Below are 12,914 nucleotides of genomic sequence, written 5' to 3' on the forward strand. Positions count from 1 at the left end.
TGACGACGACGCGTTCGTGTTCACCGGTCTCCTCGGCACCGCCTCCTACGTGCGGTCGGGCGAACTCGCCGACCGCGGGCGACTTCGTCTCGCCGCCGCGTTGAGTCTCGGCGGCGTCCGCCGGCGCGTTGCTGGGCGTCGAACTCACGCCGTCGTCTCCGACGCGCGTTCGCGCGTTGCTCGGCGCCTTCCTCGTCGTCGCCGCCGCCCTCGTCTGGCGTCAGGCCGCCGAGCGGCGAGAGGCGGACGACGAGGATACCCAGCCGGCCTCGACGGAGGGCCGAATCGGCGCGGTCGGGGGAGCGGCCGTCGGCCTCTTCGTCGGCACCGCCGGCGGACTGCTGGGCGTCGGCGGGCCGGTGCTGGCCGTCCCCATCCTCGTCACCGGCGGCGTCCCGATGCTGGCCGCCGTCGCCGCCGCGCAGGTCCAGTCGGTGTTCGTCTCGGGGTTCGCGGCGACGGGCTACTTCGCCCGCGGGGCCGTCTCTCTCCCCCTCGCCGTCCTCGTCGGCGTGCCGGAACTGCTCGGCGTCCTCGTCGGCTGGCGCGTCGCCCACCGCGTCCCGTCGGCGCGCCTGAAGCGCGTCCTCGCGACGGTTCTCGCGGTTCTCGGTCCGTACGTGGCGCTCACCGCCTGACCGGGTGCGGGGCCCCGGGGGCCTCGGCGGCGCTATCCCGCGGGACGCGGCGCTCGCGGGGCGCTTCGCCACCCTTTTTGCCGCCGGGTCCCGTCCGTGCGAGTATGTTTGGCGGAGGCGGCATGAACCCGCGGAAGATGAAGCAGATGATGAAACAGATGGGCATCGACGTGACGGAACTCGACGCCGAGGAGGTCGTCATCAAGACGGCCGACGAGGAACTCGTCTTCAGCGACGCCCAGGTCACGCGCATGGACGCGCAGGGCCAGGAGACGTACCAGATAGTCGGCCAGCCCGAGACGCGCGAACGCGGAAGCGGCGACGCGGGCGGCGAGGACGCGACCGCCGTCGAAGCCGCCGAGAGCGCGGAGAGCGCCGACGAGGACGAGGCGATTCCCGACTCCGACGTGGAACTCGTCGCACAGCGCGCCGGCGTCCCCAAGGGCGACGCGCGAGAGGCGCTGGAGGCCGAGAACGGCGACCTCGCGGCCGCCATCTCGCGCCTCGAATAAGTGTACCTGCTCGTCCACGAGGACCGCGAGTACCTGCGCGCGCCGGGTGACGAACTCCAGACCGACCTCGGCGTCCTCACCGTCCCCGAGGACGCCGAACCGGGCGACGTCGTCGAGACGCATCTCGGCGAACCGTTCGTCGTTCGCCGCCTCCGCGGTCCCGACCTCTTCAACCACCTCGAGCGCACGGGCGCGCCGATGATGCCCCGCGACATCGGTCTCATCGTCGGGCACACCGGCGCGGCGGCGGGCGACCGAGTCCTCGACGCCGGCACCGGCACGGGCGTCCTCTCGGCGTACCTCGGCCGGATGCGCGCCGAGGTGACGACGTACGAACTGGACCCCGACTTCGCCGACGTGGCCCGCGAGAACATGCGTCTGGCGGGCGTCGAGACCCACGTGGACGTTCGCACCGGCGACGTGACGGAGGAACTCGACTCGCTGGTCGACGAGGGGCCGTTCGACCTCCTGACGCTCGACACCGCCGACGCGGCCGAGGTGGTCGGGCGCGCCCCGGAACTGCTCCGGTCGGGCGGCTACGTCAGCGTCTACTCGCCGTTCGTCGAGAACAGTCGCGCCGCCGTCGAGGCGGCCCGCGAGGCGGGGCTGAACGACGTGGAGACGTTCGAGACCATCCAGCGCCGGATGGACTTCGAAGAGCGCGGGTCCCGCCCCTCGACGGCGGGCGTCGGCCACACGGGCTACCTCGTCTTCGCGCGGTACGAGTGAGGTCGGCGCGGCGCGCCGGTCGCACCGTCTGCGGGGGCGCACCGACCCCGGGCCGGCCGTCCCCGTCGCGCCGACGCCGTCACTCGACCGACCGAATCAGCTCGAACAACTGTTCTCTGTGTTGCGCCGGCGTCACCAGCGACGCCAGCGTCCGGTCGACCGCCTCGTCTTCGACCGACAGCGGGTACGCGCCGCCGGCGAGGAGGTAGCCGCCGTCGTCGTCGGGCCACACCGCGAGATAGCCCTCGGCCGCCACGCGCACCGTCTCGCCGCCGTCGGCCACGGCGTCCGCCGACCCCCTCGGCTCCCCGTCCGACTCCGGGGGGTCCGTCGACGCGGGGTCGGTCGCGCCGGTCGTCGCCTCGACGCGGGCGCGGTACCGCGTCAGGTCGGCCTCTGTCCGCCCGACGGCGAACCGCCGCTTCTCGACCGACTCCACGTCGGCGAACCCGCGTTCGCGGAGTTGCTCGACGAAGCCGTCGTTCGCACGGTCGGTGACCAGTCGGGTGAGCGCCTTCGAGCGACCGGTCTTCGGCCGGAGGGCGAGGCGACTGGCGAAGAAGAACCGCCACGTCTCGTCCGCGCCGGTCCGGTCGCGGACCGTCGTTCTGAGTCGGCGGTCCTCGAGGACGACGGTGTGCGCGCGGACGGTGACCACCTTCGCGTCGAACATCGTCTCCGTCGTCGAGGACGTGCGCTCCCAACCGTCTGGGACGCGGACGTCCGGCGGAGAGCCGTCGGTCGTCGCCATACCACGGCTACGGGCGGGCGGTCCTTAATTCGAACCGACGGGGAGGAAGAAGCGAACCGCGAGGACGGTCAGTGGTCGTCCTCGCGCCACTTGTGGCCGCACTCGACGCAGGTGAAAAAGCGCGTCTCGGACTCGTCCGCGGAGCGAATCTGCTTCATCTCGTAGCGGGCCTTGTCGTGACCGCACTCGGGGCACTTCACCGTCGTCGTCGGACCGATTTCGGCGTCGTCGACGTCCGACATGTCCACTATCTCCGAGTCCTCTCGGGCGGCGGTGGAGGTCATGTGCGACTCGTTGGCCGCGTCTCTCGGCTTCTCGTACCCGCAGTTACCGCAGACCCAGACGCCGTCGTCCGTCTTCATCATCGACCCGCACTCGTCGCAGAACTCCATTGTTACCTGAGGCAGTCGCTTCTCACACTTAAGCGTCCGGGAATGGCTCGAGGCGGCGACCGCGACACGGCCGCCGCGTCCGCGAACGGGGCGACCTCAGGCGTCCCCGTCTGATTGCCCGGGTTCGCCGATGGCCTCGACGGGCATCGTGTTCTGTAGGTCCTCGTACAGGTCGCTCGGCGACGTGAACGACCCTCCTCCCACCTCCGAGACGAGGGCGCCGAGGTTCGCCTCGCCGTCGGCCATCTGCACGGTCACGTCGGAGAGTTCCTCCGCGGCGTCGTCTCTCGTCACCGGGTACGAGAGGTCCTCGAGGCGGGATTCGAGGCGGCTCAGGTTGATGCGTTCGTTCATAGGCGTAGTTCGTTCCCTGTACACTTATCGTTACGTTTCTGTGAGAGCCGCGTTCTCATTTGGCATCGTTGTGGTATCAACTTTGATATTCGAGATGTGGGCTTTATTAGCCGGGAGCGACCGCCGTATGTCATGAGACGCTGGCTACGACGGTTGCGTTCCTCGACCGACAGTGACGACGAGAGCGCCGAGAGACGGACGGACGGCGGCGTCGTCGACGACGTGGCGGGCGGAGCCGACGTGTCGGCACCGGACGTCCCCGGCTTCAGACCTGAGACCGACGCGACGGACGAGGTAGCGCGCCTCCGATACGAGCGGGACTACTGGCGCGGACTCTTCGAACAGGTGGTCCAACAGCTTCCACAGCCCGGGTTCGCGGTCGACGACGACCACGACCTGGTCCACGTCAACGGCGCGCTCGAGGAACTGTTCGGGCGGGACGAGAGCGAACTGCTGGGGCAGAACGCCTACGATGCGTTCCAGACGGAGGGGAAAGACGAGACAATCGCGGAGACGGCCGAACGGACCGGGACGGTCGTCGACGAGGACGACTACCGGGAGGTGCCGACGGCTGTCGGGACACGGTGGGTCCGCGGGATGGCCGTCCCGCTGTTCGACCCCGACGGCGACAGCGTCGGCGCTGTGGAGTTCACCGCCGACGCGACCGAATTCGTCGAACAGCAACGGCGGATTCGCAGGGCGCAGGAGACGCTGTCTGCTGAGGTCATGGAGACTGCCACCGACGCGACGGCGATGAGCGAACAGGTGGGCGACGCCGTGAGCGAGGCGTCGGCGATGGCCGCCGAGCAGGCCGAGAACATGGACGAGGTGTCCGGCGAAGTGGGGTCGCTGTCGGCGACGGTCGAGCAGATAGCCGCCTCCGCCGACGAGATAAACGAGCGCTCCGAGGAGGCCGAGCGACTGGCCGCCGAGAGCACCGAGTCGGGCGAACACGCCGTCGAGCGGATGGAGAACGTGGCCGAGAGCGGGGAGGAGGCCGCAGAACAGACGCGCGAACTCGCCGAACAGGTGGCCGAGATCGACGACATCGTCGAGGTCATCAACGACATCGCCGACCAGACGAACATCCTCGCGCTGAACGCGAACATCGAGGCCGCGCGCGCCGGCGAGGCGGGCGAGGGCTTCGCCGTCGTCGCCAACGAGGTGAAGTCGCTGGCGAACGAGGTCCAGACCGAGTCCGAACGCATCGAGGAGATAATCCACGAGACGCGCGAGGACGCCAGCGAGACGGTTTCGAGCATCGAGTCTGTCACCGAGGAAGTACGCGACAGCGCCGACGCGATTCGCGACATGGTCGACAATCAGGAGGCCATCCTCGACGCTGTCAACGCAACCTCCACCGGGATGGAGGACATCGCCGGCGCGACCGACGACCAGGCGGTCCGGACCGAGGAAGTCGCCTCGATGATAGACACCGCCACCGAACGGTCCAAGCGGGTGGAAGAAGAGGTCGAATCGGCGGCGGCGGCCAACACCGAACAGGTAGAACTGGTCGAGGACATCGTCACCGCGCTCGAACGGTTGGAGTCGGCCGTCGGCGAACTGGACTCGCAGTCGGACGACGCGGCGGACGCCCGCGCGGAACCGGACGGCCAGCGCGCGTAACGCCGCGCGCCGTCACTCGAAGTCGGCGTCTCGCTTCTCGAGGAACGCGTCCATCCCTTCTCGCTGGTCGTGCGTCCCGAACAACCCGCTCCACGCCCGCGCCTCGTGTTCGAGGCCGGCCGAACGCGGGGACTCGTGCACGGCGTTGAGCGCCTCTTTGGCGGCGCGGAGCGCGAACTTCGGCTTCGCCGCGAGTTCGGCCGCCATCTCGGCGACGTGCGTCCGGAGTTCGTCGTGCGCGACGACTTCCCCGACCAGTCCGCGTTCGAAGGCGTCCGTGGCGTCCACGCGTTCGCCGAAGTATATCATCCGCCGCGCGACTTCGTCCCCGACGAGGGGTGGCAGTCGCTGCGTGCCGCCCCACCCGGGGATGATGCCGAGGTCTATCTCCGTCTGCCCGATGAGGGCGCGTTCGGAGGCGACGCGCAGGTCACAGGCGAGTGCGAGTTCGCACCCGCCGCCGAACGCGTAGCCGTTGATGGCGGCGATAGTCGGCGCGGGGAACGACTCTATCGCGGCGGCGATGCGGTGGCCCTGTTCGGCGTACGCCTGCGCCTCGGCGGTGCCGAGGTCCTTCATGTGGGAGATGTCGGCGCCGGCGACGAACGCCTCGTCGCCCGCGCCGGTGAGGACGAGACACCGCGCCTCCTCCTCACCGGCCCGGGCGAGAGCCTCTTCGATGGCGTCCAGCGTGTCGACGTTCAGCGAGTTCATCCGGTCGGGTCGGTCGACGACGAGGGTCGCCACGTCGCCGTCCCACTCGAGTCTGATCGTGTCCCACGACATGGCCGATGGCACGTAGGGCGACGGGGTAAACGTTCGCACGCCGGCGGCGCGGGGGCGACACCGCGACCCGGGCACGCCGGCGACCGGTACCCGAACCGTCGAGTGACATGAAACAGGTCTATTACGGGCGCCGCAAATCACCAGCATATGACCCTCTCCGACGAAGCGAAGGCGCGGTTGGCTGACGTCGTCCGACTTCAGCCGACCAAGAACAAGGAGTTACAGGAGCAGTGGGGGTTGGAGTCCGGGAGCGAAGTCCACCAGTACCTGGAGAACAACCTGAAGGAGTACTACTACCGCGACGACAACAGCCTCATCCGCGCGACGGCGGACGCCGCCGAGTTGGTCGACGTCGAACCGGGCGTCGAAGTCGGCGAGTCCGGCGACGAGGTGCCGTCGGTCATCCGCGTGCCGACGCTGGAGGCCAGCGTGTTCGAGGTACTGGCCGGGCCCGACGACCGATCAGAGAGCGTCGTGAGCGTGCTGAACAAGGTGCGCGAGGCGTTCGACACCGACCCGGAGGTGGACGCCGTCCGCCGCGCCCTCCAGAGCCTCCGGCGGAAGGGCGTCGTCGAAGTCGTCTACCGGACCGTCCCCACGTTCCGCCTCGCCGTCGAACGCGACTCGGTGGACGTCGAGGTGACGGACTGACGGACGTCGCTCGCCAACTGACGCCCGCCGACTCGACTAGTTCTCGCCCGCGTCCGCGTCCCCCGTTTCGGGGTACTCGCGGCGTCTGACCCACTCGCGCCTGTCGCGCAGGAGCGACTGGATTCCCTTCCCCGGTCCGCCCTCGACGGGCCACCCGCCGGTCCGCCAGACCGGGGGTTCGGGCTCGAAGTCGGGACAGGACCCGGCGCACTCGGCGGCCGTCTGCGGCCCGCCCTTCGCCGCACAGTGCGGGACGAGGGCGCGGCCGTAGCGCCGGAGTTCGAAGTGCCGGCAGTCGGGCCGCATCGTGTCGTGGTACGACCGCCAGCCCGCGCCGTAGGCGCGTTCGGCGAGTTCGAGTCGGGTGGTCGTCCGTTCCTCGTCGCTCTCGGCGTCGGCGGGCGTTACGTCGCTGGGGTGCCACTCCACCGTCGCGTCGGCCCACGCGTCGCCGGGCGCGTCGGCGTCGAACGCGAACGCGAGGATGCCGACTTCGACGGGCACGTCTTCGAGGAGTGCGGGTTCGACGCGTCCGCCCGTCGCCGCCGTCGCCACCCACACCTCGTCGGCCAGCGCGGTGTCGACGTCCCGCGCGAGTTGGTCCGAGAGGGCGCGCGCCGCCGAGGCGTCGAGGTCCGGCTTGTTCTCGACGGCGACGATGCGCCGCACCCAGTCGGGGTACGGCGCGACGCGTCGAATCTCGATGCGGTTGTTCCGACGGCGCTTCTCCACGACTCCCCGGCCGGCGGCGCGGTGGACGGCCGCGCGGACGTAGCGCCACGGGTAGCCCGGGTGGGGAAGCGCGTCGCGGTACCACGCCCATTCGGCGGGGGCGTGACGGACGACGTGCAGGAGGTCAGAATCGAGTTCCCGGTCGCCGAACCGCGCGCGGGCGGCGAGTCCGGCGGGGTCGCACTCGACGACGATGGTGTCCCAGCGGCGTCGCTTCGTGCCGAGTTGCCGGGCGACGATGACGGCGTCGCCGTCGCTCCCGCCGTCCGGCGGCCACGCCGCCTCGGCCCACCGACAGACGAGCAACTCGAAGCCGAACTCGGCGCCTTCGGGGTACACGTGACTCGGTCGCATCCGCGGGGAGAAGTCGATTTCGGGTCGGCTCGGGTCGGCGTCGCCCCGACGGGGGCTAGCCGCACCGCTCACGCCGCCGTCCGACGCCGACGCGCCTCGCCGTCAGGCGAGTCAGGCGAGGTACGTCGTGGTCCCCTCTTCTTCGTCCTGTGCGGCCACGTCGTCGAGGTACTCGTGGGCCTTCTTCAGGATGTTACGCGGGCCGTCCTGCGTGATGGTGTTGAGGGCCTGTTCGTAGTCGCGCCACTGGAGGTCGCGGTGTTCGGTGGAGAGTTCCGCACTCGCCTCGAACGACCGGGCGATGAACAGGTGCACCGTCTTGTGGATGGTCTTTCCGTTCGCTTCGAACACGTAGTCGTAGTCTTCGCGGAAGCCGTCGACGAGGCGGAACTCCTTGATTCCGGCCTCCTCTTTGACTTCGCGTATGGCAGTCTGCTGAAGCTCCTCTTTCCCTTCGACCCCGCCTTTGGGGAACTCCCAGTCCCCCGGTCGGCTCTTCAGGAGCAAATACTCCCTTCGGCCGCGGGTGTCGCGGAAGAGGATGGCCCCAGCGCTCACCGCTTGCACTGGCATTACTGTACGTAAATGTGCGAGGTTTTAAGAGGCTATCGGTGCCTGTAGCGTCGCTTTCTTGTACCCACCACCTCCGGCAGGCCGCGTGAGTCGCCCGGTGCCGGCGTTCTGAACGCTCGCGTCCGATTTCGGGTTCGATGTGGGCGGCCGGCGTACGCGCTCGGGGTGCGCGTTCGTTCGCCACCGTTCAGGGTGTGAAACAGTCGCAGAGCGGTGATAGATGCGCTTTTACGCGTCGCTGTTCACCTACCTCTCACGCGCACCCCAGCTATGACCTTCGTCACCAAACTCACCTTTCAGAGCGGGAATCGGTACGAACTGGAAGAACAGCTATCGGACCTGCAGGCGATGCTCGAACGAAAGGGCGCGGAGTGTAAGGGCCCGCACGCGTCGCCGCCGGAGCACCACACCGTCCCGCAGTACCGCAACCTCGGCCCGGGCGACGAGTTCTCCTCGTGGGACTACACCGTCTACTCGCGGAAGCTGGAGATTCACGGCAACGACCACATCGCCCGCGAGGTGGGCCACATGGAGTTCCCCGAGAGCCTCCACGTCGAGATAGAGGTCGAACAGAAGAAACCGCTCGGCCACCGCAACAAGTAGTCTACGGACACCGGGAGGGGCAAACGGTCACCTCGTCGCTACTCGGCACTTCTCTCCGCTCTGTTACTCTCCACTACTCCACGTCGAACCGCCCCTCGCAGTTCGTACACTGCCACCACCGTTCGGCCGTCTCCCAGTCGCCCAACGCGGCGAGGATGCTGCTCTCTTCTCGCGTCTGTCGGACGTGGGCCGCGAGTTTCCACTCGGTGCACCGCGGGCACTCGACGAACGGTTTGTACCGGTACTCCCGCTCTATCTCGTTACTGTGCCCGCTCTCGCGGCTTCCCGTCTTCTCCTTTCGGTCTTCGCGTACCACCTCGTCGAAGGCGTCTCTGTCCATGCACCCGGCTGACTCCGCGATAATATAAACGATTCCGTCTATCTCGTTTGCTGTCCTGTCTTCGGCGACAGACGGCTACTCCGGTTCTTCGAGCACGTCCAGCAACCGCCCGCGGCCGCGGAACGTCGAGTCGTCGAACGACTCCACCTCGAAGCGCACCGTCGCGTCCACCAGCGAGGGGTCCGCGTCGGGGAGTTCGATGATGGTGTCGCCGATACGGACGATGGGCGTCGTGCCGTTCAGTCCCGTCACGAACGCGACCAGTTCCTCGCCCGCGTCGTACGTCGGCGTCGCCGTCCGCAGGTGGAGACCGGCGGTCAGCTTCCGGAAGAAGCTCATACGCGACTCACCTCCTCGGACTGCCGGTCGGAGACGTACTCCAGTCCGTAGCCGGTCCACGCGGCGAACAGGAAGACGGCGACGAGGAACCAGCCGTGGAACACGTACGGCCAGACGCTGGCGGGGTTGACCACCATCGCCTGCGTGAACCACTCGTACTCCTGCGGGAGCGTCTGCATCGCCGAGTACCCCCGCCAACAGACCGCCGCCCCACGGGAAGATGTACCCGAGCGCGGAGGTGTTGGCGTCGAGGATGTTCGCCCGTCGGTAGCCGTTGATGTTGAACCGGCGGCCGAGCGTCCGGATGTACGGCGCGATGGCTATCTCGGCGGCCGTGTTGATGGTTATCATCGCGTTCACGAGGGCCGTGCCGAGCACCATCGTCGTCTCCGCGCGGCGGACGGTGGTGGCGACGGACTCCAAGAGGAACTCAAGGATGGCCTCGAACCCGCCGCCGCGTTGCATCACCTGCGCGCCCGCGACGATGAGGAGGACGAGGACGATGAGCGGGAAGAAGCCCGCCGCACCGGAGTAGAGACTGCCGGCGACGGCGGTGTTCCCGGGTTCGACCGGGACGACGAGAGCGCCGACGACGGGGAGGGCGTCGATCGTCTGGACGAGGTCGGACGCCTGCGAGGCCCGGAAGGCGAGCATCGCGGAGGCGTCGGAGAGGCCGAGAGCGAGGTTGAGGGTGACGGAGACGATCAGCCCCCACGAGATGGCCTCGATGATGTGCCGTCCGGAGACGGCCGTGACGATGACGACGCCGATGGAGAGGAGGTGGACGAGTCCGAGCGCGGAGCCCTCCCCGCCCACGTCGCCGACGTTCACCGGTTGCCCCGCCATCGCCTGTCCCGCGACGACGTACGCGACGAAGGCGAAGACGGCGGCGACGACGGCGTACTTCAGTCGCGAGGCGACGACGCCGCCGATGTCGGCGTCCTGCGTCACCGCGGAGACGATGGTGGTGTCGCTCACGGGTGCGAGGTTGTCGCCGAAGACGGCGCCCGACAGGATGGCCCCGAACTGGAGGACGGGGTCCGCGCCGAGGGCGACGCCTGCCGGGAACACCAGCGCCGTGAACGCGATTGCGGTCCCGTACCCCGTCCCGATGCCCGTCGCGAGGAGGGCGGCGAGGAGGAAGGTCAGGGCGGGGAACAGCGACGCGCCGACGCTGACGGCGTCGGCGGCCCAGACGAGTCCGTCGACGAAGCCGCCGACCTGGATGGTCTCGGCGAACATGCCGGCCCACAACCACGCGACGATGGCCGTCGCGGCGACGCGTTCGGTCATCCCGTCGAAGATGATGTCCGCGTACACCTTCCACGGGCCCTTCACGAAGAACATCCCGACGATGAGGCCGACGAGCATCCCGGCGACGAGTCCCGTCGTGTCGCCGATGCCGAGCAGTCCGCTCTGGACGATAGCCCACGCGATGAAGAACGCTATCGGGATTGCACTCGCGAGACGTCCACCGTAGAACCGTACGTCGGGGTCGTCACTCTGGTGACTCATTCACTCGCACGTCCACGCCGCCTCTGATAAACGACGCGTTCTCGTTCGAGTTCGCTCCGACAACTGTCGAGGTAGCTGTCACGAACGGGCACGGCGACGACGACTCGGCGTCGTCTCCGGCAACCCCGCCCTCCTCGAAGAGGTTTATGACGGTCGGACGCAACCGAAGGCGTATGACGGCCTCGAACCTCGTCGAACTCCGACGCGACCTGCATCGACACCCCGAACCCGCGTGGTGCGAGTTCTACACCACCGCCCGACTCGTGGACGAACTGGAGACGCGCGACTTGGACGCCCTCTACGTCGGCCCCGAAGTGCTGTCGGCCGACGACCGGATGGCCGTCCCCGACGACGACGTCCTGTCCGAGTGGTTCGAACGCGCCCGCGAGGCCGCGCCCGCGAGGACGTCCTCGACCGACTCGAAGGCGGGTTCACCGGTGCGGTGGCCGTGCTGAAACGCGGCGAGGGGCCGACCGTCGCCCTCCGGGTCGACATCGACGGCCTGCCCATCACCGAGTCCGAGGACGCCGGCCACGCCCCCGTGGCGGGCGAGTTCCGCTCGGAGAACGAGGGGTACATGCACGCCTGCGGCCACGACGCCCACGCGACCATCGGACTCGGCGTCCTCGACGCCGTCGCCGAGAGCGACTTCCAGGGGACGCTGAAGGTGTTCTTCCAACCCGGCGAGGAACAGGTCGCCGGCGGCAAGCCGATGGCGAAGTCGGGACACCTCGACGACGTGGACTACCTCTTGGCGACGCACGTCGGCCTCGACCACCCCTCCGGCGAAGTCGTCGCCGGCATCGAGGGCTTCCTCGCCGCCTCCCACTTCGAGGCCGAGTTCACGGGTGCGCCGGCCCACGCGGGCGCGCGGCCCGAACAGGGCGACAACGCGGTGCAGGCGATGGCGTCGGCCATCCAGAACCTCTACGGCATCCCGCGGCACGCCGACGGCGCGACGCGCGTCAACGCGGGCATCGTCGAGGGGGGCACCGCGACCAACATCATCCCCGAGGAGGCGTCTCTCGGCGGCGAGGTGCGCGGCGAGACGACCGAACTGATGCGGTACATGGAGGAGAAGGCCCACCGCGTGCTCCGGTCGGCGGCGGAGATGCACGGCTGTGAGGTGGATATCTCGACCGAGGGGCGGGCCCCGTCGGCGGCGAGCGACGACGAACTCGTCTCCATCGTTTCGGCCGTCGCGGCGGCGAACGCCGACGTCGAGTCGGTCGTCGAACGCGACTCGCTGGGCGGGAGCGAGGACGCCACCTACCTGATGCAGGAAGTACAGGACAACGGCGGACTCGCCGCCTACGTCGCGTCGGCACCGACCACCCCGGCGGCCACCACACCCGCACGTTCGACGTGGACGAGGACTCCATCGGTCTCGGAATCGACGTGCTCTCGGGCGCGATACTCGACATCGCTTCGACCCGTCCCTGACGACGACGGTACCGGCCGGACCGCGGACTCGCCGCGACTTGCCGGCGTCCGCTACTGTCACGATCTCGGTACACTCGAACCTCGACGACAGTCTCCCTCCCGTTAATCTGAAAGGGCGACTGTCACCGCCGAGTGAAAATTTGTAATTTCGCTTATATGATTTAACAGGACTGCGCTTGTCGTTCTCACCGCATGCCGACAGCCAGACAAGCCTGTGCCGTAGCCGCCGCCCTATTGGTCGCGGTGATGGCGCCGGTCGCACCTCTCAGCGCGCTTCAACCTGCGACCGCACAAGAGGCATCGACTGTTATCGATTCGTGTACGACCATCTCAGAGCCGGGTACGTACGAAATAAGTGACGAGTTGGCGAACGCGACGCCGGACCAATCGACGCCCCTCGTCGCCAACGACACGGCCGTCGCGGCCTGTATCGTCGTCGCCAGCGACGACGTGACCATCGTGGGCAACAACGTCACGCTCACGGGTCCGGGCGCGACGACCAACGTCACCGTCTCGGAACCGGTCGACAACGAGACGGAGACCCCGAACGAGACGGAGACCGAAACGGAGACTGCC

The 12,914-nt window shown here is 68.6% G+C and carries 15 protein-coding genes and 2 pseudogenes; 8 read left to right on the top strand and 9 right to left on the bottom strand.

Translation table 11 applies throughout. From position 1 onward, the window contains the following. Positions 1 to 128: 128 nt before the first annotated feature. From GJ632_RS12450 to GJ632_RS12460, 3 genes are all read left to right on the top strand, one after another. Positions 129 to 638, top strand: a complete 510-nt coding sequence (locus GJ632_RS12450) for a sulfite exporter TauE/SafE family protein (RefSeq protein WP_191453128.1) — start codon at positions 129 to 131, stop codon at positions 636 to 638. A gap of 104 nt (positions 639 to 742) precedes the next feature. Next, entirely contained in the window at positions 743 to 1,150 is a 408-nt protein-coding gene (locus tag GJ632_RS12455) for a nascent polypeptide-associated complex protein (protein WP_191453130.1), read from the top strand. Next, entirely contained in the window at positions 1,151 to 1,879 is a 729-nt protein-coding gene (locus GJ632_RS12460) for a methyltransferase domain-containing protein (RefSeq protein ID WP_343161151.1), read from the top strand. 79 nt (positions 1,880 to 1,958) lie between these two features. On the opposite strand, the gene GJ632_RS12465 is transcribed toward GJ632_RS12460, so the two are convergent. The 3 genes from GJ632_RS12465 to GJ632_RS12475 form a co-directional block, all read right to left on the bottom strand. After that, positions 1,959 to 2,630, bottom strand: a complete 672-nt coding sequence (locus GJ632_RS12465) for a hypothetical protein (protein WP_191453132.1) — start codon at positions 2,628 to 2,630, stop codon at positions 1,959 to 1,961. A 68-nt stretch (positions 2,631 to 2,698) separates the two neighbouring features. Beyond that, positions 2,699 to 3,022: a transcription factor S gene (locus GJ632_RS12470; RefSeq protein ID WP_089806555.1), complete on the bottom strand. Its 324-nt coding sequence runs from the start codon at positions 3,020 to 3,022 to the stop codon at positions 2,699 to 2,701. Positions 3,023 to 3,118: 96 nt separating this feature from the next. Next, positions 3,119 to 3,376, bottom strand: a complete 258-nt coding sequence (locus GJ632_RS12475) for a hypothetical protein (protein WP_191453134.1) — start codon at positions 3,374 to 3,376, stop codon at positions 3,119 to 3,121. A 132-nt stretch (positions 3,377 to 3,508) separates the two neighbouring features. Between GJ632_RS12475 and GJ632_RS12480 the strand changes: the two genes are divergently transcribed. Continuing rightward, positions 3,509 to 5,002: a methyl-accepting chemotaxis protein gene (locus tag GJ632_RS12480; protein WP_191453136.1), complete on the top strand. Its 1,494-nt coding sequence runs from the start codon at positions 3,509 to 3,511 to the stop codon at positions 5,000 to 5,002. A 12-nt stretch (positions 5,003 to 5,014) separates the two neighbouring features. Here GJ632_RS12480 and GJ632_RS12485 read toward each other — a convergent pair whose 3' ends face one another. Continuing rightward, positions 5,015 to 5,788: an enoyl-CoA hydratase/isomerase family protein gene (locus GJ632_RS12485; RefSeq protein ID WP_191453138.1), complete on the bottom strand. Its 774-nt coding sequence runs from the start codon at positions 5,786 to 5,788 to the stop codon at positions 5,015 to 5,017. Between the two features lie 147 nt (positions 5,789 to 5,935). Between GJ632_RS12485 and GJ632_RS12490 the strand changes: the two genes are divergently transcribed. After that, entirely contained in the window at positions 5,936 to 6,439 is a 504-nt protein-coding gene (locus tag GJ632_RS12490) for a DUF5797 family protein (protein WP_191453140.1), read from the top strand. Between the two features lie 36 nt (positions 6,440 to 6,475). On the opposite strand, the gene GJ632_RS12495 is transcribed toward GJ632_RS12490, so the two are convergent. Then, on the bottom strand, positions 6,476 to 7,525 hold the full coding sequence (locus GJ632_RS12495; RefSeq protein WP_191453142.1) for a DUF5787 family protein: 1,050 nt from the start codon (positions 7,523 to 7,525) through the stop codon (positions 6,476 to 6,478). Positions 7,526 to 7,636: 111 nt separating this feature from the next. Next, on the bottom strand, positions 7,637 to 8,098 hold the full coding sequence (locus GJ632_RS12500; RefSeq protein ID WP_089806566.1) for a bis(5'-nucleosyl)-tetraphosphatase: 462 nt from the start codon (positions 8,096 to 8,098) through the stop codon (positions 7,637 to 7,639). 270 nt (positions 8,099 to 8,368) lie between these two features. Between GJ632_RS12500 and GJ632_RS12505 the strand changes: the two genes are divergently transcribed. Further along, positions 8,369 to 8,701, top strand: coding sequence for an uS10/mL48 family ribosomal protein (locus GJ632_RS12505; protein WP_089806568.1), 333 nt, complete (start codon positions 8,369 to 8,371; stop codon positions 8,699 to 8,701). Positions 8,702 to 8,774: 73 nt separating this feature from the next. On the opposite strand, the gene GJ632_RS12510 is transcribed toward GJ632_RS12505, so the two are convergent. The 3 genes and pseudogenes from GJ632_RS12510 to GJ632_RS12520 all read right to left on the bottom strand — a co-directional run bounded on the left by GJ632_RS12510 (position 8,775) and on the right by GJ632_RS12520 (position 10,895). Then, positions 8,775 to 9,041 carry a hypothetical protein gene (locus tag GJ632_RS12510; protein ID WP_089806570.1) on the bottom strand — a complete coding sequence of 89 codons (267 nt, stop codon included), beginning with the start codon at positions 9,039 to 9,041 and terminating at the stop codon, positions 8,775 to 8,777. A 75-nt stretch (positions 9,042 to 9,116) separates the two neighbouring features. Beyond that, a complete protein-coding gene (locus GJ632_RS12515; protein ID WP_191453144.1) occupies positions 9,117 to 9,380 on the bottom strand; it encodes a hypothetical protein in 264 nt (87 codons plus the stop codon). Next, positions 9,377 to 10,895: pseudogene (locus tag GJ632_RS12520) on the bottom strand (Na+/H+ antiporter NhaC family protein). The gene GJ632_RS12515 and the pseudogene GJ632_RS12520 overlap by 4 nt, the downstream one beginning before the upstream one ends. 173 nt (positions 10,896 to 11,068) lie before the next feature. Here GJ632_RS12520 and GJ632_RS12525 point away from each other — a divergent pair. Continuing rightward, a pseudogene (locus GJ632_RS12525) lies at positions 11,069 to 12,338 on the top strand (amidohydrolase). Between the two features lie 363 nt (positions 12,339 to 12,701). Further along, a partial coding sequence (locus GJ632_RS12530) for a hypothetical protein (protein ID WP_191453147.1) occupies positions 12,702 to 12,914 on the top strand: 213 nt, incomplete at its 3' end.

It is taken from the genome of Halogeometricum sp. CBA1124 (genome assembly GCF_009741955.1).
Classification (GTDB): Archaea; Halobacteriota; Halobacteria; order Halobacteriales; family Haloferacaceae; genus Halogeometricum; species Halogeometricum rufum.

Coding starts and splice junctions, on each gene's coding strand:
- GJ632_RS12455 (WP_191453130.1), top strand. CDS start 743: ATGTTTGGCGGAGGCGGCATGAACCCGCGGAAGATGAAGCAGATGATG.
- GJ632_RS12465 (WP_191453132.1), bottom strand. CDS start 2,630: ATGGCGACGACCGACGGCTCTCCGCCGGACGTCCGCGTCCCAGACGGT.
- GJ632_RS12470 (WP_089806555.1), bottom strand. CDS start 3,022: ATGGAGTTCTGCGACGAGTGCGGGTCGATGATGAAGACGGACGACGGC.
- GJ632_RS12475 (WP_191453134.1), bottom strand. CDS start 3,376: ATGAACGAACGCATCAACCTGAGCCGCCTCGAATCCCGCCTCGAGGAC.
- GJ632_RS12480 (WP_191453136.1), top strand. CDS start 3,509: ATGAGACGCTGGCTACGACGGTTGCGTTCCTCGACCGACAGTGACGAC.
- GJ632_RS12485 (WP_191453138.1), bottom strand. CDS start 5,788: ATGTCGTGGGACACGATCAGACTCGAGTGGGACGGCGACGTGGCGACC.
- GJ632_RS12490 (WP_191453140.1), top strand. CDS start 5,936: ATGACCCTCTCCGACGAAGCGAAGGCGCGGTTGGCTGACGTCGTCCGA.
- GJ632_RS12495 (WP_191453142.1), bottom strand. CDS start 7,525: ATGCGACCGAGTCACGTGTACCCCGAAGGCGCCGAGTTCGGCTTCGAG.
- GJ632_RS12500 (WP_089806566.1), bottom strand. CDS start 8,098: ATGCCAGTGCAAGCGGTGAGCGCTGGGGCCATCCTCTTCCGCGACACC.
- GJ632_RS12505 (WP_089806568.1), top strand. CDS start 8,369: ATGACCTTCGTCACCAAACTCACCTTTCAGAGCGGGAATCGGTACGAA.
- GJ632_RS12510 (WP_089806570.1), bottom strand. CDS start 9,041: ATGGACAGAGACGCCTTCGACGAGGTGGTACGCGAAGACCGAAAGGAG.
- GJ632_RS12515 (WP_191453144.1), bottom strand. CDS start 9,380: ATGAGCTTCTTCCGGAAGCTGACCGCCGGTCTCCACCTGCGGACGGCG.